The organism is Erythrobacter sp. YT30 (genome assembly GCF_001542875.1).
In the GTDB taxonomy this organism is placed as follows: Bacteria; Pseudomonadota; Alphaproteobacteria; order Sphingomonadales; family Sphingomonadaceae; genus Erythrobacter.
Window position 1 is genome coordinate 93544 of sequence record NZ_LMAF01000002.1, and the last position, 25924, is coordinate 119467.

Below are 25924 nucleotides of genomic sequence, written 5' to 3' on the forward strand. Positions count from 1 at the left end.
CCCGTCACGTTTTGTCGTTTTGCACACGCTAGGGCGCGCGGCGGTGCTTCACAAGTCGCGTGTTACAAACCATATCTTTGCCCATGTCAGACTTAGTAATCCGCCGCGGCCTTGATGAACCTGAAACTGGGGAGGAATTCACCCCGCACCGTCCTGACCGGCCAGAAAAATCAATGCCGGGCAAACGGTTTGAACTCGTGTCGGATTATGAACCCGCTGGAGACCAACCGGCAGCGATTGCGGAATTAGTTGCAGGTGCGCGAGACGATGAGAAAACGCAGACACTGCTTGGGGTAACCGGCTCAGGTAAGACATTCACCATGGCCAAGGTGATCGAGGAACTGCAGCGCCCTGCCCTTATCCTTGCGCCTAACAAGATCCTCGCCGCGCAGCTTTACGGAGAGATGAAGAGTTTCTTTCCCAACAACGCCGTCGAGTATTTCGTTAGCTATTACGACTACTACCAACCCGAAGCTTACGTGCCTCGCTCAGACACATATATCGAGAAAGAATCGAGCGTGAATGAGGCGATCGACCGAATGCGCCACTCGGCCACTCGCGCTTTGCTAGAGCGGGATGATGTAGTGATCGTAGCGTCGGTTTCGTGTCTCTACGGCATCGGCTCGGTCGAAACCTATTCCGCGATGATTTTCGACATCAAGAAAGACGAGAGCGTTGATCAGCGCGAACTAATCCGCAAACTCGTCGCGCTCCAATACAAGCGCAACGATGCTGCCTTTGCGCGAGGATGCTTCCGGGTTCGCGGCGACAATCTTGAGATCTTTCCCTCACACTATGAGGACATGGCATGGCGCATCAGTTTCTTTGGAGATGAAATTGAAGAGATTGCAGAATTTGATCCGCTAACCGGCAAGACAGGCGCAAAGCTCGATAAGGTGCGCGTATATGCCAACTCGCACTATGTGACGCCCGGCCCCACGATGAAACAGGCGATGGAAGCGATCAAGTTCGAGCTTGCCGAACGGCTCAAGGAATTGGAAGCTGAGGGCAAATTGCTTGAACACCAGCGACTGGAACAGCGCACGCAGTTTGACCTTGAGATGATCCAGGCGACGGGAAGCTGCGCGGGTATTGAAAATTATTCTCGCTTTTTGACAGGCCGTCTCCCAGGAGAGCCACCGCCAACACTTTTTGAATACCTCCCCGAAAATGCACTGCTATTCGTCGATGAAAGCCACCAGACGGTTCCGCAAATCGGCGCAATGGCGCGCGGGGACCATCGGCGTAAGATCACTTTAGCAGAGTACGGTTTTCGTCTGCCTTCTTGCATCGATAACCGGCCACTTCGCTTCAACGAATGGGATGCGATGCGACCGCAAACCTTCGCGATTTCGGCGACCCCCGGTGGGTGGGAAATGGAGCAGACGGGTGGCGTGTTTGCTGAACAGGTCATTCGCCCGACTGGCCTTATCGATCCGCCGGTCGAAATACGGCCGGTCGAAGATCAGGTACAAGATTGCATCCAAGAATGCCTCGCGACCGCCAAGAAAGGCTATCGCACTTTGGTGACGACCCTCACCAAACGCATGGCTGAAGACTTGACCGAATTCATGCACGAGGCTGGCGTGAAGGTTCGATACATGCACTCAGACGTCGAGACACTCGAACGCATCGAACTCATTCGCGACTTACGGCTTGGCGTTTATGACGTACTGATCGGGATCAACCTGCTTCGTGAGGGGTTGGACATTCCTGAGTGCGGCCTCGTGTGCATTTTGGACGCGGACAAAGAGGGCTTTCTGCGCTCTGAAACAAGCCTCGTCCAAACGATTGGACGTGCCGCGCGAAATGTCGATGGCAGAGTCATCCTCTATGCTGATCGGATCACTGGAAGCATGGAACGTGCGATGGCTGAAACCGATCGTCGCCGCGAAAAACAAAAAGCATTCAACAAAGAGCACGGCATAACGCCCAAGACTATCAAGCGCGATATTGCCGATATCGTCGCACACTCAGCCGCGCAGGATGGGGTCACCGTCGATACGGGTGATGAAGAGGTAAACAACCTCGTCGGTCACAATCTGCGCGCCTACATCGAAGAACTTGAAAAACGGATGCGCGATGCGGCAGCAAATCTTGAGTTTGAAGAAGCTGGCCGCCTGCGCGATGAAATCCGTCGCCTGGAAAATGACGAGCTCGGACTGCCTGACGAACAAAAAGCCGCGCCCATCAAGGGCAAAAGCACGGAAGGCAGGCCAGGCACGCGCAAGACCCGATACGGCAAAACGCGATACAAACGGATGGGCGGGAAGCCATAGTCTCTCCTCTTGATCCACGCCTCTGCGGCTGCTTTATCGCTGCGCCATGACTTCACGCATTCTTAGCGCACTCTCAGCGCCACTTATCCTATGCCTCGCGCACAACCCGGCGCTTGCTGACGATCATGTGGGTGAGGAGGCAAAAACCAGTGCGGCCACGATCAAACCGCAGATCAAGTCTCGCAATCTCGCAGGCACTTTCGGCGGGGTTCGCGTGCCATACACCGCCACAATTGGCGAGACGATCCTCAAAGGCGAGGACGGCACTCAAGAGGCCGTCATTGTCACAACCTCGTATGTGAAAACTCCCCGCGATTCCTCCCGCCCCGTTTTCTTCATATACAATGGAGGCCCCGGTTCAGGCTCCGTCTGGCTTCAAATGGGTGCATTTGGACCAAAGCGCGTGGCGATCCCTTCAGATGCTCGCGACGATGGAGCCCCTCCCTATCCGTTGGTCAACAATCCTGACAGCCTACTTGATGTAGCAGACCTGGTGTTTATCGACCCCCCTGGAACGGGCTTTAGCTATTTGACCCAAGGGACTGACAAGAAGAAGTACTATGGCCTGCGCCAAGATGCACGCGCCGTTGCTGAAGTTATCCGGCGATGGATTAACGATAATGGCCGCTGGTCGAGCCCCAAGTATTTGGGCGGCGAGAGCTACGGCACAACCCGCACCGCAATGGTCGTCGATGAGCTTGAAGGATCGACATACAATGACGTGGGGCTCAACGGACTGATCCTCATTTCTACTATCCTCGATTTCGCCGCACGCGAGCCGACGCAGGGCAACGAGTTGGCATATGTCGTCACTCTTCCAAATATGGCGGCGGCCGCTTTCTTCCATGGCAAAGCACAGGCAAACTCGGTCGAGGAAATCGCTGAGGAAGCACGGCAGTTTGCAATCGGACCGTTTGCGACAGCGCTTTTGAAAGGGCAGGATTTGCCCGATGACGAGCGTGCTATGGTACGCGAGCGGATGGCCGAACTGACAGGGCTTTCCGAAGAATATCTTGAGCGCGCAAACCTTAGGGTTACTTCGCAGCGTTTCTACAAAGAGCTGCTGCGAGATCGGGGGCTTACGATCGGCCGCTTGGATGCGCGGTATACTGGTCGCGATTACGACAATGCCGGCGAGTTTTATGACAACGATCCAAGCTTCTACGGGATTGATGCGGGGTACACCGCTGCCGTCAATCAATGGGCCCGGGAGGGATTGGGTTTCGAGACGGATCGCGAATACAATTCGATCGGGAGCGAGCCCGGTGCGAATTGGGATTGGTCGCTTGGCGGTTCTGGTTGGCAGCGCAATGCCTACTTGAACGTCGCTCCCTTTATTGGGAAGGCCATGCGCCAAAACAGCGGACTTAGGGTATTCAATGCGCAAGGCTGGTACGATTTTGCGACTCCATTTTTTGGCGCGGAATATTCGCTCAATCGCATGGGTATTCCACAAGACCGAGTGACTTATGCGTATTATGACGCCGGCCACATGATGTATGTTCGCGATGAGGATCGCCGCCAATTGAGTGAGGATTTGCGAGCCTTTATTCGCGCCCGATGAGAGCGATCATCCTAACCATTGCTGTCGTACTTTCTGCTTGTAAGCCACCTCCAAGCGATGCCGCAATGGAGCGTGACATGCCTGAGGCAGCACCAACTTTCGCGTCAGAACCTCTCCCCTCACCGGATGTCGAAGGCGCGATCTGGGTGCCCAGCCAAAGCGAGGGCCGGATCATCTACGGCATTCCCGAAGAGCCGGCGCTGATAGCGCTTGAGTGTCTCGACACGGTGAATGATCCGCAGCTTCAGATCACCCGAATGGCTCCGGCAGATGAAGGAGCTGAAGCCTTGCTTGCACTCGTTGGCAATGGCGCGCTGGGCCGTGTTCAAGTGAGCGCAACGGAGGTGGGATCGCGTTTTGAATGGCGCGGCACCATTGCTCCGACGGACCGCAATATTGAACCGCTTTTGGGCCCGCGCAAAGTCACCGCGACTATCCCCGGTGCAGGCATGGTGGAGATGAACCCCAGCCCAGTCCCCGGTACATTCATTGAGGCCTGCAGAGGTGGAAGACCATTTGTGGCTGAGGCTGACGATGAGACGATCGAACTATACGAAACAGAGAACTCGGAAGAGGACTCGATTCTACCTGCTTCTTGAAGCACGATCCACAAGCGTGTCGGCGGTGAGCACTTGCGGCAATTGTTCCGCATCTTCGCCCGGTTCATACCATATATAAAGTGGCACACCCGCAGCACCCTGTTCGGTCAGGAACATGGTAATCTCCTCATCGCGCACCGTCCAATCGCCGACCATTGGTATGACGCCCGCATCCTCGAATGCCTTCTTGGTCGTCTCCCTTTCAATCGCTACGCTTTCGTTCACTTTGCAGGTGACGCACCAATCGGCGGTGAACCACAAGAACACAGGACTACCAGACGCGCGCGCCTCGGCCAGGGCTTTGTCTGAGAAGGTTTCGGGTCCAAGGATTGACTCGGCGAATTGCTGCGCGGGCGCTGCGTAAGATGCTGGCAGCGCGATAAGTGCGAATACGACGAACGGCGCGGCCACCAGCCCGAATGCGGGCCACGCCATCTTGCCCCGCCGCTGCAATTGACCAACAACCCACAATGCAACGACTACCCCCAAAACAAGGATCAAAGCGATTGCAGCAAACCAGCGCCCACCGATTTGCGTCACGAGCCAGATCAAAGCGAGCGCGGTGAGGCCCATCGGAATTGCCATTGCTCGGCGGAATGTCACCATCCAAGCGCCGGGTTTGGGCAGCATCCGCCGCAGCGCGGGGATGAAACCGATCAAAAGGAATGGCAGAGCAAGTCCTAGCCCCAAGAGTGCGAACAGAAGCAGTGCCTCCGGCACCGGAAGCAGCAACGCAGCTCCCATCGCAGCCGCCATGAATGGACCGGTGCACGGAGTTGCGGCGAAAGCTGCAAGCAAGCCAGTCGCAAACGCACCGACTGCGCCTTTCTTTGGAGTTGAGCTTGAGCCGAAAGATGGCAGCTCAAAGATACCCGCAAAATTCGCTGTAATGGCCGCTGCCACGACGAGTAGCAAAACGACAACCCCTGGCTCTTGTAATTGAAACGCCCAGCCAACCTGCTCTCCCGCTGCACGCAAAGCGAGCATGGTCGCGCCTAAAGCCACACAGGCGAGGATCACGCCTGCAGTGTAAGACACGCCCTCAATCCGCGCCTCGGCTTCGCTTCCGCCCGCGCGGGCAAGCGAAAGCGCTTTCAGGCTGAGGATCGGAAACACGCAGGGCATGATGTTGAGGATCAACCCGCCCACCAATGCGCCTAGGATGAGCGACCAGAGTGATGGGGTTATACCTGCTGCACTATTCATGTTGGCGAGAACTTCACCGCCAACAGGCACCTCGCCAAGTATGGCAGCGAACGCGACGCCTTCATCGCCTCCAAACGAAAGAATCCCCGTCACCGCGCTCGGAGCATTTCCACTGTATTGCGCGAGCGGTATGGTAGTCGTGACTACATCGCCAGAACGGCGGAACGTCTGGAAAGGCGGGTAATCGACGAACCGTTCGTTGGCGATAAATACATGCGGATCGGATAGTTCGACGCTTGCTGGTAGAGGGATGGCGAGGCGCAGGTTTTTACCGCCCACTTCAAATCGTGTATCTGCGCTCAAAGGCGGGGCGATCTGCGCGCGCCATTTGGCGAAATCGCCGCCTTGCCTAGATTGCAAGACAGCATCCTGCGGAACGCACACTTCGTCCGTGCAGGCGAGATACTCGGCAAAACCGGTGACATTGGAAACGCCTTCGACATTTGCATCTTCGGGTACCATCACAGGCACCAAAACGGCGTACTTTCCCTCATATATGTGGTTCATCAGATCGCCGATGAGCAGACGCTTTGGCACCGGATACTGCGCATCGCCCATCTGCCAACCCTCGGGCAGATCGAGTTGCACTTGCATTCCTAGACCGGCATCACCCGGATTGGACCAATATCCGTGCCATTCGTCTGCTGAAGGGGTGAACCGCAAAGCCAGCATCCACTCCTCGCCCGGCTTTGGGAGGCCATCTGCAAATAGAGCCGCCCCGATATTCTCATCACCGTAGCGCGGTTCTGTCGGGATTTCGGTTGGTCGATCCTGCGCTTCGAGCGGCGCAGCCAGCGCCAACATTGCAAGAAGCGCAAAGCACAATGCAGCGAAGTGATGGGCGGAGACGGGGAACTTTCTTGCGTAGAACACAGCCAAACCTCTAGAGCCGAGACTTGGTATTCGCAATTGCCGCAAACAAGGTGACATATGAGCAAAGCAGACAATGAAACCCGTGACCTGCTGATCCTTGGCGGCGGCCTTGTGGGGATGGCGCTTGCTCTTGCCGCTGCGAAAAAAGGCCTCTCGAGCCATGTGATCGACCGCGCTGATCCTGCCGAACTCACCGCAGAGGGCTTTGATGATCGCGCCACTGCCATTTCAACGGCGAGCTGGCACTTGTTCTCCAATATCGGAATTGCGGATGGGCTCGAAGAGTTCGCCTGCCCAATCGCCAGCATTGCGGTGACTGACCAAAACCGTCCCGGGCGGCTCGATTTCATACCAGGCGAAGGCGAAGGCACATTGGGAAGGATGTTCCCCAATCGCCGATTGCGCCTTGCTCTATTCGAAGCCGCAGACAAAGAACCACTCATAAACTGGGTCGCCAAAGCCGAGATCGTCGAACGCCAGCGGAGCGAATTCGGTGTGGCTGCTGTGCTTAGCGACGATCGAAAACTCAAAGGTCGGTTGATGATCGCAGCGGAAGGCCGCGGCTCACCCACGCGCGATGGCGCTGGTATCACGATTGCGAAGTGGGATTATCATCACCGCGCGATTATTGCAGGCCTCACCCATTCCAAACCGCATGACAATGTCGCGTGGGAGATATTCTACCCGGCAGGCCCATTTGCTCTACTTCCCCTGAATGACGATGCAGATGGCACCCACCGGTCATCGCTCGTGTGGACTGTGTCAGAAGCGGACGGCAAGGCGGTCATGAAGCTGGGCGATCGCGCTTTTCTTGCAGAGATCCAGGAGCGGATGGGCGATGTTCTGGGCGAAGTGAAAACGGTGGGCACGCGGTCCAGCTGGCCATTGGGCTTTCACCACACAGCCAAGATCACGGGCGAACGTCTCGCACTGATCGGTGATGCCGCGCACGGTATTCACCCGATTGCGGGACAAGGCCTTAATCTCGGCCTGCGCGATGTCGGTGCTTTGGTCGAAGTCCTTGCCGATGGCGCGCGGATCGGGCTTGATCCCGCGGATGCGCAGCTTTTGAAGCGTTATGAGAACTGGCGCGGGCTCGACAGTTTTATGGTTGCGCTGGCAACTGATGGGCTGACGCGGTTGTTTGGCGTTCCGGGCAAAACGGCGTCTGCTATGCGCAGATTCGGCATGGCGAGTGTCCAACGCATGGATCCGTTAAAGACATTCTTTATGGACGAAGCCCGCGGCGTCTCTGGCGACTTACCGGAACTGCTAAGAGCTTGATTTTATTGATCTGCTGACGCATCAACCGGGCTTGGCTGTTGGACAAGTTCGCCCGAGCTATCGCGCAGACCCCGTTGATCGAGCACAGCTGCCGTTTCGATGTTTTCAAGCGCAATCATCACGTCGCGAAACCGCTCCGCATCCGTGATCCACGCCTGAGCCTTGTCGGCGCCCGGCATCGCCTTGATTTCGTCAATTGCCGCCTGATAGCGGCCCTGCTCCATCGCAAAACGCGCGCGTTCCAAGCGCCTTTCGGGCAGCGCAGAAGGTGTGCTTTCGCGGCGGATCACGAACAGGTTTCTTACCTCGCGCGACAGAGTCCCGAAAGTCAGACCGCTATCGCTTTGCGTTAGCTGCGGCCCAAGACCATCGAGGCGCAGGATAAGGTTATCAAGACGGATCGGCGGATCGCTGCGGGCAAAGGTGATGATCCGCTCCACCGCATTGGGCCGCTCATCACCAAAACGCAGCCGCAACTGATCCGCCAGATAGCCAAGCTCGGCCCCGCGCTCGATCACGCGGCGCGTTGCGAAAGCAATCAGCAAAGCCTCAGCGCGCGCGGCATTGCCTGATGCAGCTTCTGCTTGCAGATCAAGCCTTGCAAGGCGCTGTTCCGCTGCCGCCAGACGCTGATCAAGCCCGCCTTGTTGTTCTGCAACACGGGTAACAACCTGCACCGCTTCTTCGGCGTTGTCCGCTTCGATTGCGCCAGCAAGATCGCCCGTGGGTGTTGGAGAAATAACCGCTGTAGGCGTTTCTATATCCGCGCTTACATCTGCAAGCGGCGCGGCGGTTTGTTCAGGAGCGATCGTGGGGCCATCCATATTGTACCAGACAATATAACCCACCAGCAGCCCGCCAATTGCGAACGCTGTAAGAGCCGCAATCAGCGTCCCCCTGCTAGATCCCGATTTGCGGCGAGAGCCGTATTTTGAAGCCATTCTATCCCGATGTCAGCGACCAATTCGACCAGTTGGTCTGGCCAGACACTCCCTTATATGCACACGGCGCGCACCATTTCCAACAATGCCGTATCGTTTGGCGCATCTGAAACGTGGATAGCGCGCCAGCCCTCGCCCGCCGGCTCGGCAATGCGCGGCCCCATGGCAGCAAGAGTGATGCGGCTGCGGTCCACCCCCAAACGATTGCATTCCTTGGCGAATTGGCGCGTCATGGCCCCGGAATGGAGAAGGACAATCGGTTCTTCGGCAAGCCATTTTGCAGCGTTTTGCGAAAACTCACGCGGTTGCACATCGTAGACCTGAAGAGGCTCAAAAGAGACGCCTTCTGGCGGTGAAAGCTCGACATATTCGCTTCCGACGAGCCGCAGATAGTGGACTGGTGGCGGCACAGCATCGAGCACGGTCTGAAGGCCGCCTTTCCCTGTTCTGGCAACAGTAAAGCCTGCTTCCTCAGCCTCGCGCGCGGTCGCTTGTCCAACCGCATGAACCGGCAGATGGGTCAGCTTGTTAAGGTTTTCCCCACTATGGCGAATGGCATTCGCGCTACCCAACAAAAGCGCATCAAAACGTTCGAGAGGCGGCATTTCCCAATCGACAGCCACAACTTCCGACAGCGCAAAACCATGCATATTGAGGCCCATGCTGCGCCCCAATTCCAAAGTCGCCGTCAATCCCGGCTCTGGTCGGATGGCGAGAACGGGAGGCATGTTAGGGATTAGTTGCCGCCGCAAAAATGCTCAGTCACGGCATCGCTCGCGCGCTGTAGCAAATCATCGGCAAGCGCAGCGATTGGAGCATGATCGCTGGGAGCAAACTTTGCTTCTCCCTCAATTCGCTCTGCACCATCCGGGCTGAAGATCGCCGCGCGCATGGTTAGCCCAGAGGTGTCACCCTCGCACAAGACAGCGACAGGCGAATGGCATGTCCCGCCCAGATTGGCGAGCAGCGCCCGCTCAGCTTCCAATTCGGCGCGAGCCTGTGGATCATCGAGTGCTGCCAAAAGGCCATGCGTTTCAGCATCATTGGCGCGCGCTTCGAGCACGATCACGCCCTGAGCAGCAGCGGGTATCCACTCGCTTTCTCCCAAAGGCGAACCGACCTCGCTTTGATCGAGCCTTTGAAGCCCAGCAGCCGCAAGAAACGTCACATCCGCTTCGCCTGCCTCCAGCTTCGCCAGGCGCGTTGCGACATTCCCGCGAAACGTCACGACTTTGCAATCAGGGCGCAGGTTCAGCAGTTGGGCCGCGCGGCGCGGAGCGCTTGTCCCCACTACTGCGCCTTGAGGGATCGCAGCAATGCTTTTTGCTCCGACAAGGCTATCGCGCCGATCTGCCCGAGGGAGGCAGGCTGCAAAGGCAAAGATCTCGGGCCGCTCTGTCTCGACATCCTTTGCCGAATGCACAGAGACATCAATGCGACCTTCAGCAAGCCATTGATCCAATTCCTTTGTCCAAAGCGCTTTCCCGCCAATCTCTGCCAATGGCCTATCCAGAACTTTGTCACCGCTAGCCGTAACCGGGACCAGTTCAACTGCATCCTCATGCCAGCCATGCGCCTTGCAAAGCCGCTCGCGTGTTTCGATCGCTTGCGCCATGGCAAGCGGAGAATTGCGGGTTCCCAGCTTTAGCCGGACTGTATCTGATGATTTTTCAGCGGGTGACATACTCATTGCGCCCATTGCGATAGCTGCAACAAATGCCCATTGAAAGCGCTATGAATTCCGCCTCCCCAAAAGCTGCCAGCGATGCTGCTGCACGTCCCCGGATCGTGCTGGGGGTGGAGACGAGCTGCGATGAAACAGCGGTCGCTTTGGTGACGGAAGGGCGCACAATCCTTGCCCAACGTATCGCCTCGCAAGATGAAGAACATGCGCCCTATGGCGGCGTCGTGCCCGAAATCGCGGCGCGCGCGCATGCGGTGAAGCTGGCGCCAATGCTCGAGGCGGTGATGGATGAGGCTGGAATGGCGCTGGGTGATGTCGATGCAATTGCCGCCACTGCAGGGCCGGGCCTTATTGGCGGAGTGATGGTCGGCCTTGTGAGCGCAAAGGCGCTTGCGATGGCGGCGGACAAGCCATTGCTCGCAATCAACCATCTCGAAGGACACGCGCTGTCCCCTCGCCTTGCTGATGATGAGTTGGAATTTCCCTATCTGCTGCTGCTGGTATCGGGCGGACACTGCCAGATTCTGAACGTTGAGGGGGTCGGCGAATACCAGAGGCTCGCGACAACTATCGATGATGCTTTGGGTGAGGCTTTTGACAAGACAGCCAAGATCCTCGGCCTCGGTTATCCTGGCGGCCCAGCGGTTGAGCGGCTGGCGTTGGATGGCGATCCAAATGCGGTCCCTTTGCCCCGCCCGCTCAAGGGATCGAAAGAGCCGCATTTCTCATTTGCAGGCCTCAAGAGCGCTGTTCTGCGCGCGCATGAAAGCGGCGAGCATAAGCCCGCCGACATAGCTGCCAGCTTTCAGCAGGCGGCGATTGAGTGCCTTGTGGATCGGCTGGAATTGGCGCTTTCGAACTCCGCGCCCTTCCCGGCTCTCGTCGTTGCTGGCGGAGTTGCTGCCAATAACGCGGTTCGCAGCGCTCTCGAAAGCCTTGCTGCCAAGAACGACATGCGCTTTGTCGCTCCTCCGCTGGCCCTTTGTACAGATAACGCTGCGATGATCGCATGGGCAGGATGCGAGCGTTTGGCTGCCGATCCTAGTTTTGCAGGCGACCCACTCGATATAAAGGCGCGTCCGAGATGGCCGCTCGACAGCGAGGCTGAAAAGGTGCGCGGCGCAGGAGTGAAAGCGTGAGCGAGAGGGATATGATCGGCGTTGTAGGCGCAGGCGCATGGGGGACGGCTCTTGCGCAAATGCTCAGCTCCGATGGACGCGATGTGCTCATCTGGGCGTATGAAAGCGAAGTTGCAGAGGCGATCAATGCCCGTCATGAAAACCCGGTCTATCTGGCAGGCGCGCCGCTTAGCGAAACCATCAAGGCGACCAACGATCTAGCTGACCTCGCCCCGCTTGATACCGTACTTGTGGTGACTCCGGCACAGGCGATGGGATCGGTTCTTTCCAAGATGGACAAAGCGCCACAAGATCTCGTGTTGTGCTCCAAGGGGATCGAAGCGGGCACGGGGCGATTGATGAACGATGTTGCGCGCGCGGCCTGTCCTTCGAGCGACATTGCCGTCCTTTCCGGCCCCACGTTCGCGCATGAAGTTGCCAAGGGATTGCCCACTGCTGTCACGCTTGCATGCGGCGGCGGTGAAGCGCAGTGGGAGCGTCTGAAACCCGCCATCGCGCGCCCAGCCCTTCGACCATACTATTCCGATGACGTGACTGGCGCTGAAATTGGCGGGGCGGTGAAAAATGTCCTGGCGATTGCATGCGGCCTTGTCGATGGGCTTGGCCTTGGACAGAATGCGAGAGCGGCGCTGATCGCGCGCGGCTATGCTGAAATGGAGCGATTTGGCATCGCTTTGGGCGCGCGGGCAGAAACGCTTGGCGGACTTTGCGGTCTGGGTGATCTGGTGCTCACTTGCTCTTCTACTTCCAGCCGCAACTTCTCGCTTGGAAAGGCGCTGGGCGAAGGGCAATTGGCGGCCGATCTGATGGCCGATCGCACGACAGTTGCCGAAGGCGCGCACACAGCTCCTGTGCTGGCAGGGCTTGCTGAAAAGCGCGAGATCGCCATGCCGATTGTCGCAGCTGTCAACGCAATCCTTGAAGGCGAAGACCCGCGCAAAGCCGTTGCGAGCCTGCTTGCCCGCCCATTGAAAGCCGAAAGCGGCGAATGACCGACCAGGTACAGCAAGCACCCTCCCCCAAGGGAGAGAATGATGCTGATATGGCAACGCTCGCCAAAGGCGGGCGACAAAACACCGCGGGCTTTGTGGTTCGCCTGCTTGCGCGAATTCCATTCCTGATCATCGCCGCGCGCTATTACGGCGAAGATGCGCTGGGCCGCTTTGCCTCCGCCTTTATCCTTATCGAGATTATCGGGCTCGTCTGTTCGCTGGGCGAAAAACGCGGTCTTGCCCACCGGCTGCGCACTGGCGGGCACGATGACCCGCAAACCGAGACCAACCTCGTTTATGATGGGCTGCTGCTGGGCCTTCTCTATTCGCTGGCTGCGGTCGCCATTTTGCTGGTGGTCCCGGATATCATGTTCCCCAACGGCATGAACTCGCCTCTCGATATGTGGATGGTCGCCGCCATTCCCGCTTTCGCTCTCACCGAGATTGTCCTTGCTGCCCAAGCCTATCGCTATGACATTGCGACCACCGTGCGCGCGCGCGCGATTGTGGAGCCATGGGCGATTTCGATCGCGGTGGGCGTGTTCCTCTATTTCGACGAGACGCGCGATGCGGGGCTGGGCCTTGCCTATATCGTATCGGTTTTTGCTGGATTGCTAACCGCGCTGTGGCCGTTTCTGCGCACTTACGGGCTGCCCAAGAATTGGCGACCCAATGGCAAGGCGATGCTGAGGCAATCATCGGGCGCGTTTCCGCTTGTCGGGGCCGATGCTGTTGAGCGCGGTACGCGCCTCCTCGACATCTTCATCCTGGGCCTGTTTGCCCCGCCCGCCGCAGTCGGCATCTATTACGTCGCCCAGCAAATCGCGAGCCTGCCGCAAAAACTCAAGACCAGTTTTGAGCCGATCCTATCGCCTGTAATCACCAAGAACCTGAAGACCGGCAACATGGCCGCCATCGCCAGCCAAGTGCGCCAGGTAGGTTTCTGGATCATCGCAATCCAGTTCGGAATTGCGCTAGCATTGGGCATTCCGGGAGAAGGCGTGATGGGCCTATGGGGCCCCGCCTATGTCGCGGGCACCGCCGCGCTCGCATTCCTGCTGGCCGCAGAAGTTGCAGCATCCATGGCTGTCGTATCTGAAAGCGTGCTGGTCTACATTGCGAGGAAGCGCAATCTCGCGATTTCGGTGGGCATTCTCGCGCTTCAGGCGGCGCTCACCGTCACGTTCATTCTCATTGCGAAAAGCTACAACGTGGATGCCGGGTTTGAAGCCGCCATGCCTGCCGCTGCCCTGTTCTGCGCGTTGGCGACGTCCAGCCTTGTTAAAGCTTTGGTGCTCAAAAGGCTCTTGAAAGAGCCCGTTTCAAACTGGCGTTGGGCGCTTGTCTATGCTGCCGCGCCAGCCGTAGTGGTGGGCTATGCCTTCACCTTTTTGCCCGAATGGGTGGAGCTGGCGATCGGCATCCCGGCCATTCTTGCGGTCTATTGCTTCGTCATCTGGAAACGCGGATTTGGCGAGGAAGACAAGGTTCTGTTCCGCCCCGGTTCCAAGCCAACCGAGTCGCCCCAAACCTAGTTTCGCCCCCGGCGCTTTCGAAGAAGAGTGAGTGCATCACAGCTCGCCCTGCCCGTTCTCAAAGTGCCCCAAAATTGGACACAATTGGCGCTTCAGCAAACCCCGCAGCGCGTTTTCCAGCAGTATTGCCCCCGCTCAATCACCCCCAAAGCTCTGACAAACAAGATGTTGCACATCGCAACTCATGCACCGTTCACCTTTGAGGTGTGAGGTTCAGCATCGGGCAGAAACAGGGGACCGATCGCAAGAGCGAAGTCTGGAAGATAAGTGGGCCAAGGACTTGCAGGGACTAGCATCTGTAATCGCCCGCTATCGGCAATGCGGACTTTGAGCGCTCTTGCGGACAAGGAGGAGTGTGCAATGCCGAAACTGGAAGAGAAAGCGGACTATCAAAGCGAGAAAAAGGCGCGGTTCAATCTCCCGCTTATGGGGGTTGTCGTCATGGCCCATGCCGGATTGCTCGCCGCGTGCAGCACCACAACCGGAGTAGGTTCATCAGCCAAGGTTGAGGCACCTGAATCCTCAGAGCAAGTGGCGACCGTCAATCTTCCCGATGCCGCGCCGCCCCCTCCACCGGCGCCGCCGCCGCCACCCGTTTCAAAGGCTGGCGAGCAAATTGTTGTGACTGGCTCGAGAGGACAGCAAGCGCAAAACATGGCTCCCTTAATGCGGGTTTCGCCATCAGCTGACATCTATGTGCCGCCCGTCGTCGTCCCAACCGATCCGGGCCGTGAACGCTATGACGGCGAGGAAGTATCGCCCGTCAAACTCGTCGCATCAGAACCCGTCAGCACGTTCAGCGTCGATGTCGACACCGGCGCCTATGCCAACACGCGGAGGTTTCTTTCAGATGGGATGATGCCGCCATCCGCATCGGTGCGGACCGAGGAAATGATCAATTACTTCCGCTACGATTATGACAAACCGACAAGCCGAGATGTGCCCTTCAGCGTGACGACGGACGTCGCTAAGACGCCGTGGAACAGCAAAACCTACCTGATGCGGATCGGCCTTCGCGGATACGATATTGATCGTGAGGAACGCCCACCTGCAAACCTTGTCTTCCTGATGGATGTATCGGGATCGATGAATTCGCAGGACAAACTGCCGCTCGTCAAAACAGCACTGTCGGGCCTTGCAGGCGAATTGGGGCCGAGGGATCGTGTATCGATTGTCGTCTATGCAGGCGCGGCAGGTCTGGTGCTTGAACCCACAAACAACACGCGCGAGATTCGCCGCGCGCTCAACAACCTTAAAGCTGGCGGATCAACGGCTGGCGGCGCTGGCCTCCAGCTTGCCTACAACATCGCTGAAGACAACTTCATCAAGGGCGGCGTAAACCGCGTCATCCTCGCCACCGATGGCGACTTCAATGTCGGCGTGTCGGATCGCGATAGCCTTGTCAAACTGATCGAGAAGAAGCGCGACACCGGCATCACGCTGACGACGCTTGGCTTTGGTACAGGTAATTACAACGAAGCAATGATGGAGCAGATCGCCAATCACGGTAACGGCAATTACGCCTATATCGACAGCGCTCTCGAAGCGAAAAAGGTGCTGGGCGATGAGATGTCATCGACGCTGTTTACGATTGCCAAGGACGTGAAGATCCAGGTCGAATTCAATCCCGCAATCATCAGTCAGTATCGTCTTGTCGGCTATGAAAACCGCGCGCTTCGCGAGCAGGATTTTGACAATGACGCAGTGGATGCTGGCGATATCGGCGCGGGCCATCAGGTGACGGCGATCTACGAAATTGTGCCTGCAGGCGTCAAAGGCTGGATTGCTCCGCGCCGCTATGAAGACACGCCCGCTACCGCCGCGACTTCGCGGATGACGGAAGCAGCCCATGTCAAACTGCGCTATAAATTGCCCGGCCGTGATACATCGCGCCTCATCGATACGATCATCCGCAGCGATGCTCTCGCCACGGCAAAGGCTCCGCGCGGGGATTTTGCCTTCGCTGCATCGGTTGCCGCTTTTGGCCAAATCCTGCGCGGTGATGATTTGATGAATGGGTTCGGCCACGATGATGTGGACGCTCTTGCCGGACGCCAGAACAATTTCTGGCGGCAGGAATTTCTTGAACTCAACGCTCTTGCTGGCGGTATGAAAGGCGGCTGATCCAGCCTCCTTGAATATCCTGTCAGATTAAGCCGGTGCGGGAAGTTGCCCCCGCACCGGCTTTTTCATGCATGATTTTACAGTTTTACCCCTCTCCGGGCACTAGCGTTTGGCTTGCAAGCCCTGCTACATCCGCCACAAATTTGACGAATCTCAGGGGAGTTTTTCCGGCCATGTCACCCATTTCCATTGCGCTATTGATCCTTGGCATTGTGCTGCTGCTGATTGCTGCTGGCATTCTGCTCGGTCTTGGCAAATCGACCACCGTGGTCCGCGACGGGACCGTGCGCAAAGGCGATGTGCTGGATAAGGGCGCAGCGCCTGCATCGCGCAATCAGGCGCTGATCGATGCGCCGCCCGCAGTCGCCAACAATTTCGGCAAGACCAGCGCAGATGCGAATTCGGACACAATCGCTGCAGCAGGGGCAAACGCTGATGCAGAAGCGGGCCCGGCACCCGTCGCAGCCGCGCCCGCGCCGACACCTGCCCCCGAACCCAAGCCAGAGCCAGCTCCTGCACCCGCTCCTGCGCCAACCAACAGCGCTGCCGATGATCTCACCACGATCAAAGGCGTTGGCCCAAAACTCGCTGGTATCTTGAAAGATCAGGGCATCACAAGCTTTGCCCAGATCGCGGCCTGGACCGATTCGGACATTGAACGCGTCGACTCCATGCTAGGTCGCTTCCAGGGGCGGATCACGCGCGACCACTGGGTAGAGCAAGCTAAGTTATTGGCATCAGGCGATAAATCGGGCTTTGCAGCGAAGTTCGGCCAGAACACTTAAAACTAAAGGAACCAAACTGTCCAACCTGTGTTACAGTTAACAAACAAAAGCAGGGAGGACATGATGGCCACACGCATTCTCGTAGCTGAAGACGAATTCATCACAGGATTTGACCTGTGCGATACCGTCGCTGAAGCTGGATTCGAAGTCGAAGGGCCGCATGCCGGAATTTCTTCCGCGATGCTTGCTTTCCAGAAAGAGAAACCGGATCTCGCCATCCTCGATGTGCAACTGGATGATGGCGTCGTCTTTCCCCTTGCTGAAAAGCTCACCAATGAGAATGTGCCAATCATCTTTCACTCGGGCCGTGATATCGAGCAGGAAGTAAATGAGCGGTTCCCCGACGCGACAACGCTTGCAAAACCATGTCCGCCAAATGCCATGTTGGATGCCGTGAACGACGCGCTGCAACCGGCTGATGGAGCGCTTGAGCCAGCCGAGTAAATCGGTAGCTTAATCCGAATGGTGAGCGCGCGAAAATGAGGCGCGCTTGTCACTTGCCTCTCTCGTCCGCACCTGCAAGAGTCGCTCCTCGAAAAGTTTCAGGAGAAACCAGTGCACGGCCCCTCGCCCGAGTCTTCCAACCGCGATCCCTCCGCAGGCATCGTTCCGTTCAATTGGGAAGACCCCTTCGACCTTGAAAGCCAGCTCACCGAAGATGAGCGCATGATCCGCGATGCGGCCAATGCATTCGCGCAAAGTGAACTGCAACCGCGCGTGATCGATGCCTTCCGCGAGGAAGTCGATGCACCGGAACTGTTCCCTCTGATGGGACAGGCCGGGCTGCTCGGCGCGACCGTGCCAGAGGAGTTTGGCGGGGCGGGTGCGAACTATGTCTCTTACGGCCTGATCGCGCGCGAGATTGAGCGCGTGGATAGCGGATACCGCTCCATGGCGAGCGTTCAATCGAGCCTCGTGATGCACCCGATCTACGCTTACGGATCGGACGAACAGCGGCGCAAATACCTTCCCGGATTGGCGTCAGGCGAGTTGATCGGCTGCTTCGGCTTGACCGAGCCTGACGCGGGCAGTGACCCTGCCGGCATGAAAACATACGCCAAGAAAGACGGCGATGACTATGTGATTTCCGGATCCAAGACCTGGATTTCCAACTCGCCATTTGCGGACGTTTTCGTCGTGTGGGCGAAGAGTGAAGAACATGGCGGCGGCATTCGCGGCTTTGTGCTCGAAAAAGGGATGGAGGGTCTTTCCGCACCCAAGATCAAAGGCAAGATTTCTTTGCGCGCATCGACCACCGGCATGATCGTGATGGACGAAGTGCGTGTACCAGCTTCGGCTCTCCTCCCGCATGTGCAGGGTTTGAAAGGCCCCTTCGGCTGTCTCAACCGCGCACGTTATGGCATTAGCTGGGGCGCAATGGGAGCGGCCGAATTCTGCCTTCACGCCGCGCGCCAATATGGCCTTGATCGCGAACAATTCGGAAGGCCGCTGGCGGGCACCCAGCTCTACCAACGCAAACTTGCCGACATGATGTGCGATATTGCGCTCGGCCTTCAGGCAAGCCTGCGGGTCGGGCGTTTGATTGATGAGGGCCGCTTCAGCCCCGACATGATCTCCATCGTTAAGCGTAACAATGTCGGCAAGGCGCTCGATATCGCCCGGCAAGCGCGCGACATGCACGGCGGCAATGGGATTAGCGAGGAATACCAGGTGATCCGTCATGCGGTGAATCTGGAAACGGTGAACACCTATGAAGGCACCGCGGATGTCCACGCGCTCATCCTGGGCCGCGGCATCACTGGCCTCGCCGCGTTTTAGTCTTATGGGCCAAGCCACCCGCTCCCTCCGCCCTTCCACCCGGATCATACTCCGGTGTGAAAATCCGGGTGGAAGGGCGGAGGGAGCGGGTGGCTCGGAAACCTCAAGAGACAACAACTCATGAAATTATACGGCTATTATCGTAGCTCGACTTCCTACCGTCTGCGGATCGCGCTGGAACTGAAGGGACTGGAATTCGAAAATGTGCCGGTAAACTTGCTCGAATCTGAGCAAAAAGGCGCCGACTACACCAGCCGCAATCCGTTTGGCTCAGTTCCCATGCTCGAGGCCAAGGGCCGCGACCGCGCGCAATCGATGGCGCTTCTGGAATGGCTGGACGAAGCCTATCCGGAAAAACCTCTTCTCCCGGAAGACATGGAGCAGCGATACACCGCGCGCGAGCTTGTTTACGCCATCGCGACAGAGCTTCACGCGCCGCTCAACCTGCCCGTGCTCAAATATCTGAAAGACCCGCTTGGCCATTCGCAGCGCGTGATCGATCATTGGTATCGCCATTGGCTCAAACGCACTTTGGACCCGGTCGAAGAGCGGTTAAAGCAACTCGATACGCAGAACTTCCTGTTCGATGCGCCGGGCATGTTCGAAGCTGTGCTGATCCCGCAAATCTACAATGCGCGCCGCTTCCATTACGACTTGACGCTGCACCCCCGCATCACGCGGATTGAGGCTGCTTGCCTTGCCTTGCCTGAATTCCAGCGCGCGCATCCCGATCAGCAGATCGACGCGAAGTAACTCCACGCAGAAAGACATTTATGAAACTCGCCACGCTCAATGATGGAACTCGCGACGGCAAGCTGGTCGTCGTATCAAAAGACCTCACGCGCTGCTGCGCTGCCGGATACATCGCGCCCACATTGCAGGCCGCGCTTGATGATTGGGAGCATATCGCGCCCAAGCTTGAACTGCTCTCCACCGATGTCGAGCACGAGGCCGTGCCGTGCGAACGCTTTCACGAACGCGAAGCGCACTCGCCCCTTCCCCGCGCCTATCAATGGGCTGATGGATCTGCCTATATCAATCACGTCGAACTGGTTCGCAAAGCGCGCGATGCTGAAGTGCCGGAAAGCTTTTACCACGACCCGCTGATGTATCAGGGCGGCTCGGACGCATTCCTGCCTCCGCGCGGCGATATCCCGCTGGGCGATCCCAAATGGGGCTGCGACATGGAAGGCGAGATCGCGGTCGTCACCGATGATGTGCCGATGGGTGTGTCGGCCGAGGATGCGGCGGGCCACATTAAGCTTATCATGCTGGTGAACGACGTGTCCTTGCGCGGGCTTATCCCGCCAGAGCTTGCCAAGGGCTTTGGCTTTTTCCAGTCGAAGCCTCCTTCGGCCTTCTCCCCCGTGGCCGTCACACCCGATGAACTGGGCGATGCGTGGAAAGACAGCCTCGTCCATCTGCCATTGATGGTCGATTATAACGGTGAGCCTTTCGGGCGCGCGGAAGCGGGCGTTGATGCGACTTTCAGCCTTGCTCAATTGGTCGCGCATGCAGCGAAAACGCGCCCACTTTCAGCTGGAACCATCGTGGGCTCAGGTACGGTCTCCAACAAGGGCGCCGATGGTGGCCCCGGAAAACCTGTGTCCGAAGGCGGCCTCGGCTATTCATGCATCGCGGAAATCCGCATGATCGAAACGATCGCAAACGGCGAAGCTTCAACGCCATTCATGAAAGCAGGCGACACCGTGCGGGTAGAAATGCGCGATAAGGACAACCACTCGATCTTTGGCGCGATCGAACAGACGGTCGTGGCGGTTTAGAGATTCGGCAAATCTACGATGCGCGGCTCGTGGCCCCAGCCCTTAGCCATCGCCAGAATATCGTTGCCAGCCAGGGTAAGTGTGGCGGTGTTGCGCAAGGGGTGGACGCCGACCGGTTGATCCACAGCGAGTTCGTTATCGAGCACCAGAATAATCGCTCCCGGCTCGGCATTGATCATGGCAAGCGGGGTCACCGAACCCGGCGTCACCCCGATCAATCGCTCCATCGCGTCAGGCTTGCCAAAACTCAGGCGTCGACAGCCCAGCAAGGGGTGAACGCGCTTTAGATCAATCCGCGCTTCGGCCGGCACGGTGAGCAGGAAGAAAGCACCGCCTTCATCCTTCAGGAAAAGGTTCTTGGTGTGCAGGCAATCAATCTCGGTCTTGATCGTGCGGCTTTCCTCGACCGTGAAGACGGCGGGATGTTCGTGCACGGCATAATCAATGCCAGCCGCCTTCAAATCTGCATAAAGCCGCTCTTCGGCTGACATGCTACCGGTCACTTGGAGGCTAGGCCTTCAGCCGCTCGGCATGCCAGGCGATATGATCGGCCATGAATGTCGAGACGAAGAAATATGCGTGGTCATACCCCTCTTGCAGCCGCAAGGTCAGCGGGATGCCCGCCGTCTCACACGCGGCTTTCAGTTTTTCTGGGCCAAGCCAGCTCAGAAACTCATCATCCGTCCCCTGATCGACTAGCAATTCAGGCAGCCTCGCGCCGTCTTCGATCAGAGCCACCGCATCGTATTCGCGCATTGCGGCCAGATCATCACCCAGAAAACGCGCAAACACTTCGCGCCGGCGCTCAACTTGCGTGGGCGCGGTGATTGGTGCGAGCGCGCTTACGGATCGAAACCGGTCCGGGTTGCGCAAGGCAATGGTCAACGCGCCATGCCCGCCCATTGAATGGCCGAACAGAGATTGGCGATCGGTATCTATCGAAAATTGCTCAGCGATGAGCGCGGGCAGCTCATCCTCGATATAGCTGCGCATCTGGTAATGCGTCGCCCAGGGCTGCTCGGTTGCGTCGAGATAAAACCCTGCGCCTTTGCCGAAATCATACTCTTCCGGCGGGCTATCGGGCACATCATCGCCGCGGGGCGATGTGTCCGGCGCCACCAGAATGATGCCATGTTCTGCGCACGCTTTGCGGTATTCGCCCTTTTCCATGACATTGGCATGGGTGCAGGTAAGGCCCGATAGATAAGTGAGCACTGGCAGCTTTTCGCCCGGTGCACGGTCGGGCACGTAAACGGCGAAAGTCATATCGCAATTGGTGGCGTTTGACGCGTGGCGATAGACGCCCTGCACGCCGCCATGGCTGCGCTGCTCGCTGATCGTTTCAAGCGTCTTAGAGGCCATGGGGATCAGATCTCCACTGGATTAAACGCGGTTTCAGGATCCCCGGTATTGGCGGTGTCCTTGGGATCGATGATGATCATCTTGACCTCGCCTTTTGGCACTCTCGGGAAGTGTTCGACACCGCGCGGCACGATGATCATTTCGCCGGGGCCGAGAACCTCGGTGCCTTCACGAAACTCCATATGTAGCTCGCCTTCGATGACCAGAAACAACTCATCGCTGTCGGGGTGCGCATGCCACTGGAAATCGCCCGAAGCTTTCGCAAGCCTGATTTCGTTGTCGTTGTAACGTCCGGCAATGCGCGGCGCCCAATGCTCATCGAACTGAGCAAACTTATCGGCCAGATTGACCTTGGATGGGGCGCCCGTGCTCATCAGTACACCACCACGCTGCGAATGCTTTCGCCTGCATGCATTAAGTCAAAGCCCTTGTTGATTTCCTCGAGCGATAACTGGTGCGTGATCATCGGGTCGATTGCGATCTTGCCGTTCATATACCAGTCCACGATTTTGGGCACATCGGTGCGGCCCTTTGCTCCGCCAAAGGCTGTGCCGCGCCAATTGCGGCCTGTGACGAGTTGGAATGGGCGGGTCGCGATTTCCTTGCCCGCTTCGGCGACGCCAATGATGATCGACGTGCCCCAACCCTTGTGACAGCACTCCAGCGCATCGCGCATCACGTCGGTGTTGCCGGTGCAATCGAAGGAGTAATCCGCGCCGCCATCAAGCAATTCAACGAGATGCGCGACGACGTCTGATGTTTCCTTGGGATTGACGAAATCGGTCATTCCGAATCTCTCGCCCCATTCGCGCTTGGCAGGGTTGATATCGACGCCGACGATCCGGTCTGCCCCGGCCATCTTTGCGCCTTGTATGACGTTAAGCCCAATCCCGCCGAGGCCGAAGACGACGACATTGTCTCCGGGCTGAACCTTTGCTGTGTTGGTGACTGCTCCGACGCCCGTGGTAACCCCGCAACCGACATAGCACGCGCTTTCAAAGGGCGCGTCGGTGCGGATCTTCGCGACGGCGATTTCGGGCAGGACAATAAAGTTCGAGAATGTCGAACAGCCCATGTAGTGATAGATCGTCTCGCTCTTATAGCTCATGCGCGACGTGCCATCGGGCATTAGGCCTTTGCCCTGCGTCTCCCGGATTGCGTTGCAAAGATTGGTCTTGCCCGAAAGGCACATTTTGCACTGGCGGCATTCGGGGGTGTAGAGCGGGATGACGTGATCATCGGGAGCAACCGAAGTGACACCCGGCCCCACTTCGCGCACGATCCCGGCGCCTTCATGGCCCAAAACGCTCGGGAAAATCCCTTCGCTGTCAAAGCCATCGAGAGTGTATGCATCGGTATGGCAAATGCCGGTTGCCATCACTTCGACCAGCACCTCGCCCGCTTTGGGACCTTCCAGATCAAGCTCTACGATTTCGAGCGGTTTTTTGGCTTCGAATGCGACGGCTGCTCTGGTTTTCATCGGCTGCTCCTCCCGGTCTTTTGCGCATCGCTATGCGCGTGGGCCGGGAGGCGCAAGGCCGCATTCAAGCTTCGCCGAGTTTCCGCCTCTTCTCGCGCGAACCCTCGCGCCGCTCATCGAGCGCATCGACAAAGCCGTGATTGACGTCGCGGTGCTCTGCCTCATCGGCGCGCACGGCGATGATCACGTCGCGCAGCCGCGCATTGTAGGGCAGTTGCCAATAATCAATCGCGATCTGCGGTGCAGGCACGTTCTCATGGCGTCCGGCATCCACTTCGGCGAGGTAAGCGGTGTAGCTGATGACCGCCTCTTCCTCGAAATAGCCGACCACGCGGTGCGCCGTGCGCGGGGCAAAGAGGTAAAGCCAGAAGTAGAAGTTGTAAAAGACGAGCTGCACAGCGACGATCAGAGCGCGCTCAAACCAGTTCGGTTGGGCGATCTCGATGAAGGTCATCAGGTGCATCCGCTCATTCTCGGCTTCATCGAGCAGCGTGCGGATCCAACCCTCATCATCGCGCATGCGGCGCAGCGAGCGAAGGTGCTGCCACAATCCGCCAACCATGCCGGGAACAGCCGCGACAGTCTCCAATACGACAGCGCGGTGGCCATAGCGTTTGGCGAAGAAGGTATCGGCGAAAAACCGCAGCAGCTTCACAAAAGCAAACGCGATTTTGTCGCTGAGCGTTTGCGGCGCGTGGTGGCTGTCGATGACAGCATCTACGTTGACTTGACGAACAAGCGGGCGGGTATCGATATGTTTCACGGGGTACTCTCGAGTGATCCGCCCCTTCTACCCAATCCCATTATCGGGCGCCCTGGCTGGATCGCTGTCGGCACCATTTAAATAGCAATTTTCGCCGAATTTACTGCTGAATTGCACTCAAATAGTGTTCGATTTCGTGCAACAATCAGAAGCCCAAGCTCTCCGCGACTGCAGAATTTACAATCTTCCCCTGATGCACATTGAGGCCAGGGGCGAGGTGCGGATCATCCTCGCAAGCTTTGATGCCTTTGTTCGCAAGAGCCAATCCAAACGGCAGTGTCGCATTGTTCAAGGCATAGCTAGACGTGTGCGGAACCGCGCCCGGCATATTGGCGACGCAATAGTGGATGATGTCGTCGACGAGATAAGTCGGATCGTTATGCGTGGTGGGCTTGGAAGTTTCAAAGCAGCCGCCTTGATCAATCGCCACGTCGACCAGAACCGCGCGATGTTTCATCAGGCCGAGCATATCGCGAGTGACAAGCCGCGGCGCGCTGGCACCGGGGATGAGAACAGCGCCGATGACCACGTCTGCTTCGGTGATCGCGTGTTCGATCGTGCCCGCATTGGAATAGCGCGTCGTCGCGCGTCCCTGAAACATATCGTCAAGTTCGCGGATGCGCGGGAGCGAACGGTCGAGGATTTCGACATTTGCGCCGAGGCCCACCGCCATGCGCGCCGCCTGTGTGCCAACAACGCCGCCGCCAATAATGACAACCTTGGCAGGAAGCACTCCGGGGACACCGCCCATCAGGATGCCGCGCCCGCCATGGACCTTGTGGCTCGAATGCGCGCTTGCCTCAATCGAGAGGCGTCCTGCAACTTCGCTCATCGGCGCAAGCAGCGGAAGCGAACCATCGGGCGCGGTCACGGTTTCATAGGCAACGGCCGAAACGCCCGATTCCATAAGCCCGCGCGCCTGATCGGGATCGGGCGCGAGGTGGAGATAGGTAAAGAGAATTTGCCCTTCGCGAAGCTGCACCCATTCGGTTGGCTGCGGCTCTTTGACTTTCACAATCATATCCGCGCGGGCGAAGACTTCTGCAGCGGTGTCGACAATCTCGGCACCGATTGAGGTGTAATCATCATCGGTTTTGCTGATGCCCAGCCCTGCCCCGGTCTCGACAATCACCGAGTGCCCAGCTGCGATGTATTCACGCACCGATTCCGGCGTCAGGCCGACGCGAAATTCACTCGCTTTGATTTCCTTGGGAACACCAACCAACATGATTCGCCTCTCCTCATGGCAAGGAGCGCGAAAATACGGCAGGCGTAAGAAAATTACAATCGGTTAAAACATGTCTGCGGCACCGCTCAGCGCGCAGCACAGGCTAACGTCCGATTATGAGAGGGAAATCCAACGCGAGAGAGCATTCATGAAGGTTTTGCGCTTTGGCATCGGGCGTATTCGCCCATAGCGTGCACGACGTGCGTTCTCGTCGTTGAGGCATGTTGTGCGGCCCATGCAATCTGGCCGGTTAGACCGAATAGTTGGTATTTCCATTTTGTCGCGTCCCCGATTCGCGAATCGTTATGAGCGTTAACTATCATCTTAACTGTGGAAAAGTTAGCATCGAATTTACGCGAGGCCGGAAATTCACACGTATTTACGCCAGTTTCGGTCGAAACGTGCAAGCCGCGCGACAGATTATGGCGTGAGCGGGGTTTTTTCGCAAAAATCGCAAAATTACGTATCTTGACATTAAGGCGGGATTCAAGGGCCCATTTTGGAAGCCAGCCGCATGCAGTTT

At 57.8% G+C, this 25924-nt stretch carries 23 protein-coding genes; 13 read left to right on the forward strand and 10 right to left on the reverse strand.

Going from position 1 to position 25924, the window contains the following annotated elements:
- Window positions 1-83: 83 nt before the first annotated feature.
- The 3 genes from uvrB to AUC45_RS05150 all read left to right on the forward strand — a co-directional run bounded on the left by uvrB (window position 84) and on the right by AUC45_RS05150 (window position 4442).
- Window positions 84-2279, forward strand: a complete 2196-nt coding sequence (gene uvrB / locus AUC45_RS05140) for an excinuclease ABC subunit UvrB (protein ID WP_067599340.1) — start codon at window positions 84-86, stop codon at window positions 2277-2279.
- A gap of 46 nt (window positions 2280-2325) precedes the next feature.
- Complete coding sequence (locus tag AUC45_RS05145) at window positions 2326-3843, forward strand: S10 family peptidase (protein WP_067599343.1); 1518 nt, start codon at window positions 2326-2328, stop codon at window positions 3841-3843.
- Window positions 3844-3920: 77 nt separating this feature from the next.
- Window positions 3921-4442 carry a hypothetical protein gene (locus AUC45_RS05150; RefSeq protein ID WP_156423762.1) on the forward strand — a complete coding sequence of 174 codons (522 nt, stop codon included), beginning with the start codon at window positions 3921-3923 and terminating at the stop codon, window positions 4440-4442.
- Here AUC45_RS05150 and AUC45_RS05155 read toward each other — a convergent pair.
- Window positions 4428-6521 carry a protein-disulfide reductase DsbD gene (locus AUC45_RS05155; protein WP_067599351.1) on the reverse strand — a complete coding sequence of 698 codons (2094 nt, stop codon included), beginning with the start codon at window positions 6519-6521 and terminating at the stop codon, window positions 4428-4430. The two genes, AUC45_RS05150 and AUC45_RS05155, sit on opposite strands and share 15 nt — an antisense overlap.
- Window positions 6522-6578: 57 nt before the next feature.
- Between AUC45_RS05155 and AUC45_RS05160 the strand changes: the two genes are divergently transcribed.
- Window positions 6579-7805, forward strand: coding sequence for an FAD-dependent monooxygenase (locus AUC45_RS05160; protein ID WP_067599354.1), 1227 nt, complete (start codon window positions 6579-6581; stop codon window positions 7803-7805).
- A gap of 2 nt (window positions 7806-7807) precedes the next feature.
- Here AUC45_RS05160 and AUC45_RS05165 read toward each other — a convergent pair whose 3' ends face one another.
- From AUC45_RS05165 to hemC, 3 genes are read right to left on the reverse strand one after another with little or no spacing between them, the layout of a single operon-like run.
- Window positions 7808-8746: a hypothetical protein gene (locus AUC45_RS05165; protein ID WP_067599357.1), complete on the reverse strand. Its 939-nt coding sequence runs from the start codon at window positions 8744-8746 to the stop codon at window positions 7808-7810.
- Window positions 8747-8799: 53 nt separating this feature from the next.
- Window positions 8800-9474 (reverse strand): uroporphyrinogen-III synthase, encoded by a 675-nt coding sequence (locus AUC45_RS05170; protein ID WP_067599359.1) that lies wholly within the window; start codon window positions 9472-9474, stop codon window positions 8800-8802.
- 8 nt (window positions 9475-9482) lie between these two features.
- Window positions 9483-10436 carry a hydroxymethylbilane synthase gene (hemC, locus tag AUC45_RS05175; protein ID WP_082701138.1) on the reverse strand — a complete coding sequence of 318 codons (954 nt, stop codon included), beginning with the start codon at window positions 10434-10436 and terminating at the stop codon, window positions 9483-9485.
- Between the two features lie 44 nt (window positions 10437-10480).
- Between hemC and tsaD the strand changes: the two genes are divergently transcribed.
- The 9 genes from tsaD to AUC45_RS05220 all read left to right on the forward strand — a co-directional run bounded on the left by tsaD (window position 10481) and on the right by AUC45_RS05220 (window position 20568).
- Window positions 10481-11569 (forward strand): tRNA (adenosine(37)-N6)-threonylcarbamoyltransferase complex transferase subunit TsaD, encoded by a 1089-nt coding sequence (tsaD, locus tag AUC45_RS05180; RefSeq protein WP_067603544.1) that lies wholly within the window; start codon window positions 10481-10483, stop codon window positions 11567-11569.
- An 11-nt stretch (window positions 11570-11580) separates the two neighbouring features.
- The gene (locus tag AUC45_RS05185) at window positions 11581-12561 is read left to right on the forward strand and encodes an NAD(P)H-dependent glycerol-3-phosphate dehydrogenase (protein WP_197409583.1); all 981 of its coding nucleotides are present in this window, start codon (window positions 11581-11583) and stop codon (window positions 12559-12561) included.
- On the forward strand, window positions 12558-14096 hold the full coding sequence (locus tag AUC45_RS05190; protein ID WP_067599363.1) for a lipopolysaccharide biosynthesis protein: 1539 nt from the start codon (window positions 12558-12560) through the stop codon (window positions 14094-14096). Before AUC45_RS05185 ends, AUC45_RS05190 begins: the two co-directional genes overlap by 4 nt.
- A gap of 360 nt (window positions 14097-14456) precedes the next feature.
- A complete protein-coding gene (locus tag AUC45_RS05195) occupies window positions 14457-16220 on the forward strand; it encodes a VWA domain-containing protein (protein ID WP_233998538.1) in 1764 nt (587 codons plus the stop codon).
- Window positions 16221-16393: 173 nt separating this feature from the next.
- Window positions 16394-17005: a helix-hairpin-helix domain-containing protein gene (locus tag AUC45_RS15695; protein ID WP_067599367.1), complete on the forward strand. Its 612-nt coding sequence runs from the start codon at window positions 16394-16396 to the stop codon at window positions 17003-17005.
- Window positions 17006-17068: 63 nt separating this feature from the next.
- Entirely contained in the window at window positions 17069-17449 is a 381-nt protein-coding gene (locus AUC45_RS05205; RefSeq protein ID WP_156423763.1) for a response regulator, read from the forward strand.
- A 159-nt stretch (window positions 17450-17608) separates the two neighbouring features.
- Window positions 17609-18784 (forward strand): acyl-CoA dehydrogenase, encoded by a 1176-nt coding sequence (locus AUC45_RS05210; RefSeq protein ID WP_067603548.1) that lies wholly within the window; start codon window positions 17609-17611, stop codon window positions 18782-18784.
- A gap of 120 nt (window positions 18785-18904) precedes the next feature.
- The gene (maiA, locus tag AUC45_RS05215; protein WP_067599372.1) at window positions 18905-19537 is read left to right on the forward strand and encodes a maleylacetoacetate isomerase; all 633 of its coding nucleotides are present in this window, start codon (window positions 18905-18907) and stop codon (window positions 19535-19537) included.
- A gap of 20 nt (window positions 19538-19557) precedes the next feature.
- On the forward strand, window positions 19558-20568 hold the full coding sequence (locus tag AUC45_RS05220) for a fumarylacetoacetate hydrolase family protein (protein ID WP_067599376.1): 1011 nt from the start codon (window positions 19558-19560) through the stop codon (window positions 20566-20568).
- On the opposite strand, the gene AUC45_RS05225 is transcribed toward AUC45_RS05220, so the two are convergent.
- The 6 genes from AUC45_RS05225 to ald form a co-directional block, all read right to left on the reverse strand.
- Window positions 20565-21071, reverse strand: a complete 507-nt coding sequence (locus AUC45_RS05225) for a prolyl-tRNA synthetase associated domain-containing protein (RefSeq protein ID WP_067599380.1) — start codon at window positions 21069-21071, stop codon at window positions 20565-20567. The two genes, AUC45_RS05220 and AUC45_RS05225, sit on opposite strands and share 4 nt — an antisense overlap.
- Before the next feature lie 7 nt (window positions 21072-21078).
- Window positions 21079-21930: an S-formylglutathione hydrolase gene (gene fghA / locus AUC45_RS05230; RefSeq protein WP_067599384.1), complete on the reverse strand. Its 852-nt coding sequence runs from the start codon at window positions 21928-21930 to the stop codon at window positions 21079-21081.
- 5 nt (window positions 21931-21935) lie between these two features.
- Window positions 21936-22304: a cupin domain-containing protein gene (locus AUC45_RS05235; RefSeq protein ID WP_067599388.1), complete on the reverse strand. Its 369-nt coding sequence runs from the start codon at window positions 22302-22304 to the stop codon at window positions 21936-21938.
- Window positions 22304-23410 carry an S-(hydroxymethyl)glutathione dehydrogenase/class III alcohol dehydrogenase gene (locus AUC45_RS05240; protein ID WP_067599390.1) on the reverse strand — a complete coding sequence of 369 codons (1107 nt, stop codon included), beginning with the start codon at window positions 23408-23410 and terminating at the stop codon, window positions 22304-22306. Before AUC45_RS05240 ends, AUC45_RS05235 begins: the two co-directional genes overlap by 1 nt.
- 64 nt (window positions 23411-23474) lie before the next feature.
- Window positions 23475-24164, reverse strand: a complete 690-nt coding sequence (locus tag AUC45_RS05245; RefSeq protein WP_067603549.1) for an alternative oxidase — start codon at window positions 24162-24164, stop codon at window positions 23475-23477.
- 154 nt (window positions 24165-24318) lie between these two features.
- Window positions 24319-25401: an alanine dehydrogenase gene (gene ald / locus AUC45_RS05250; protein ID WP_067599393.1), complete on the reverse strand. Its 1083-nt coding sequence runs from the start codon at window positions 25399-25401 to the stop codon at window positions 24319-24321.
- Between the last annotated feature and the right edge of the window lie 523 nt (window positions 25402-25924).

Coding starts and splice junctions, on each gene's coding strand:
- uvrB (WP_067599340.1), top strand. CDS start 84: ATGTCAGACTTAGTAATCCGCCGCGGCCTTGATGAACCTGAAACTGGG.
- AUC45_RS05145 (WP_067599343.1), top strand. CDS start 2,326: ATGACTTCACGCATTCTTAGCGCACTCTCAGCGCCACTTATCCTATGC.
- AUC45_RS05150 (WP_156423762.1), top strand. CDS start 3,921: ATGCCTGAGGCAGCACCAACTTTCGCGTCAGAACCTCTCCCCTCACCG.
- AUC45_RS05160 (WP_067599354.1), top strand. CDS start 6,579: ATGAGCAAAGCAGACAATGAAACCCGTGACCTGCTGATCCTTGGCGGC.
- AUC45_RS05165 (WP_067599357.1), bottom strand. CDS start 8,746: ATGGCTTCAAAATACGGCTCTCGCCGCAAATCGGGATCTAGCAGGGGG.
- AUC45_RS05170 (WP_067599359.1), bottom strand. CDS start 9,474: ATGCCTCCCGTTCTCGCCATCCGACCAGAGCCGGGATTGACGGCGACT.
- hemC (WP_082701138.1), bottom strand. CDS start 10,436: ATGAGTATGTCACCCGCTGAAAAATCATCAGATACAGTCCGGCTAAAG.
- tsaD (WP_067603544.1), top strand. CDS start 10,481: ATGAATTCCGCCTCCCCAAAAGCTGCCAGCGATGCTGCTGCACGTCCC.
- AUC45_RS05185 (WP_197409583.1), top strand. CDS start 11,581: ATGATCGGCGTTGTAGGCGCAGGCGCATGGGGGACGGCTCTTGCGCAA.
- AUC45_RS05190 (WP_067599363.1), top strand. CDS start 12,558: ATGACCGACCAGGTACAGCAAGCACCCTCCCCCAAGGGAGAGAATGAT.
- AUC45_RS05195 (WP_233998538.1), top strand. CDS start 14,457: ATGCCGAAACTGGAAGAGAAAGCGGACTATCAAAGCGAGAAAAAGGCG.
- AUC45_RS15695 (WP_067599367.1), top strand. CDS start 16,394: ATGTCACCCATTTCCATTGCGCTATTGATCCTTGGCATTGTGCTGCTG.
- AUC45_RS05205 (WP_156423763.1), top strand. CDS start 17,069: ATGGCCACACGCATTCTCGTAGCTGAAGACGAATTCATCACAGGATTT.
- maiA (WP_067599372.1), top strand. CDS start 18,905: ATGAAATTATACGGCTATTATCGTAGCTCGACTTCCTACCGTCTGCGG.
- AUC45_RS05220 (WP_067599376.1), top strand. CDS start 19,558: ATGAAACTCGCCACGCTCAATGATGGAACTCGCGACGGCAAGCTGGTC.
- fghA (WP_067599384.1), bottom strand. CDS start 21,930: ATGGCCTCTAAGACGCTTGAAACGATCAGCGAGCAGCGCAGCCATGGC.
- AUC45_RS05235 (WP_067599388.1), bottom strand. CDS start 22,304: ATGAGCACGGGCGCCCCATCCAAGGTCAATCTGGCCGATAAGTTTGCT.
- AUC45_RS05240 (WP_067599390.1), bottom strand. CDS start 23,410: ATGAAAACCAGAGCAGCCGTCGCATTCGAAGCCAAAAAACCGCTCGAA.
- ald (WP_067599393.1), bottom strand. CDS start 25,401: ATGTTGGTTGGTGTTCCCAAGGAAATCAAAGCGAGTGAATTTCGCGTC.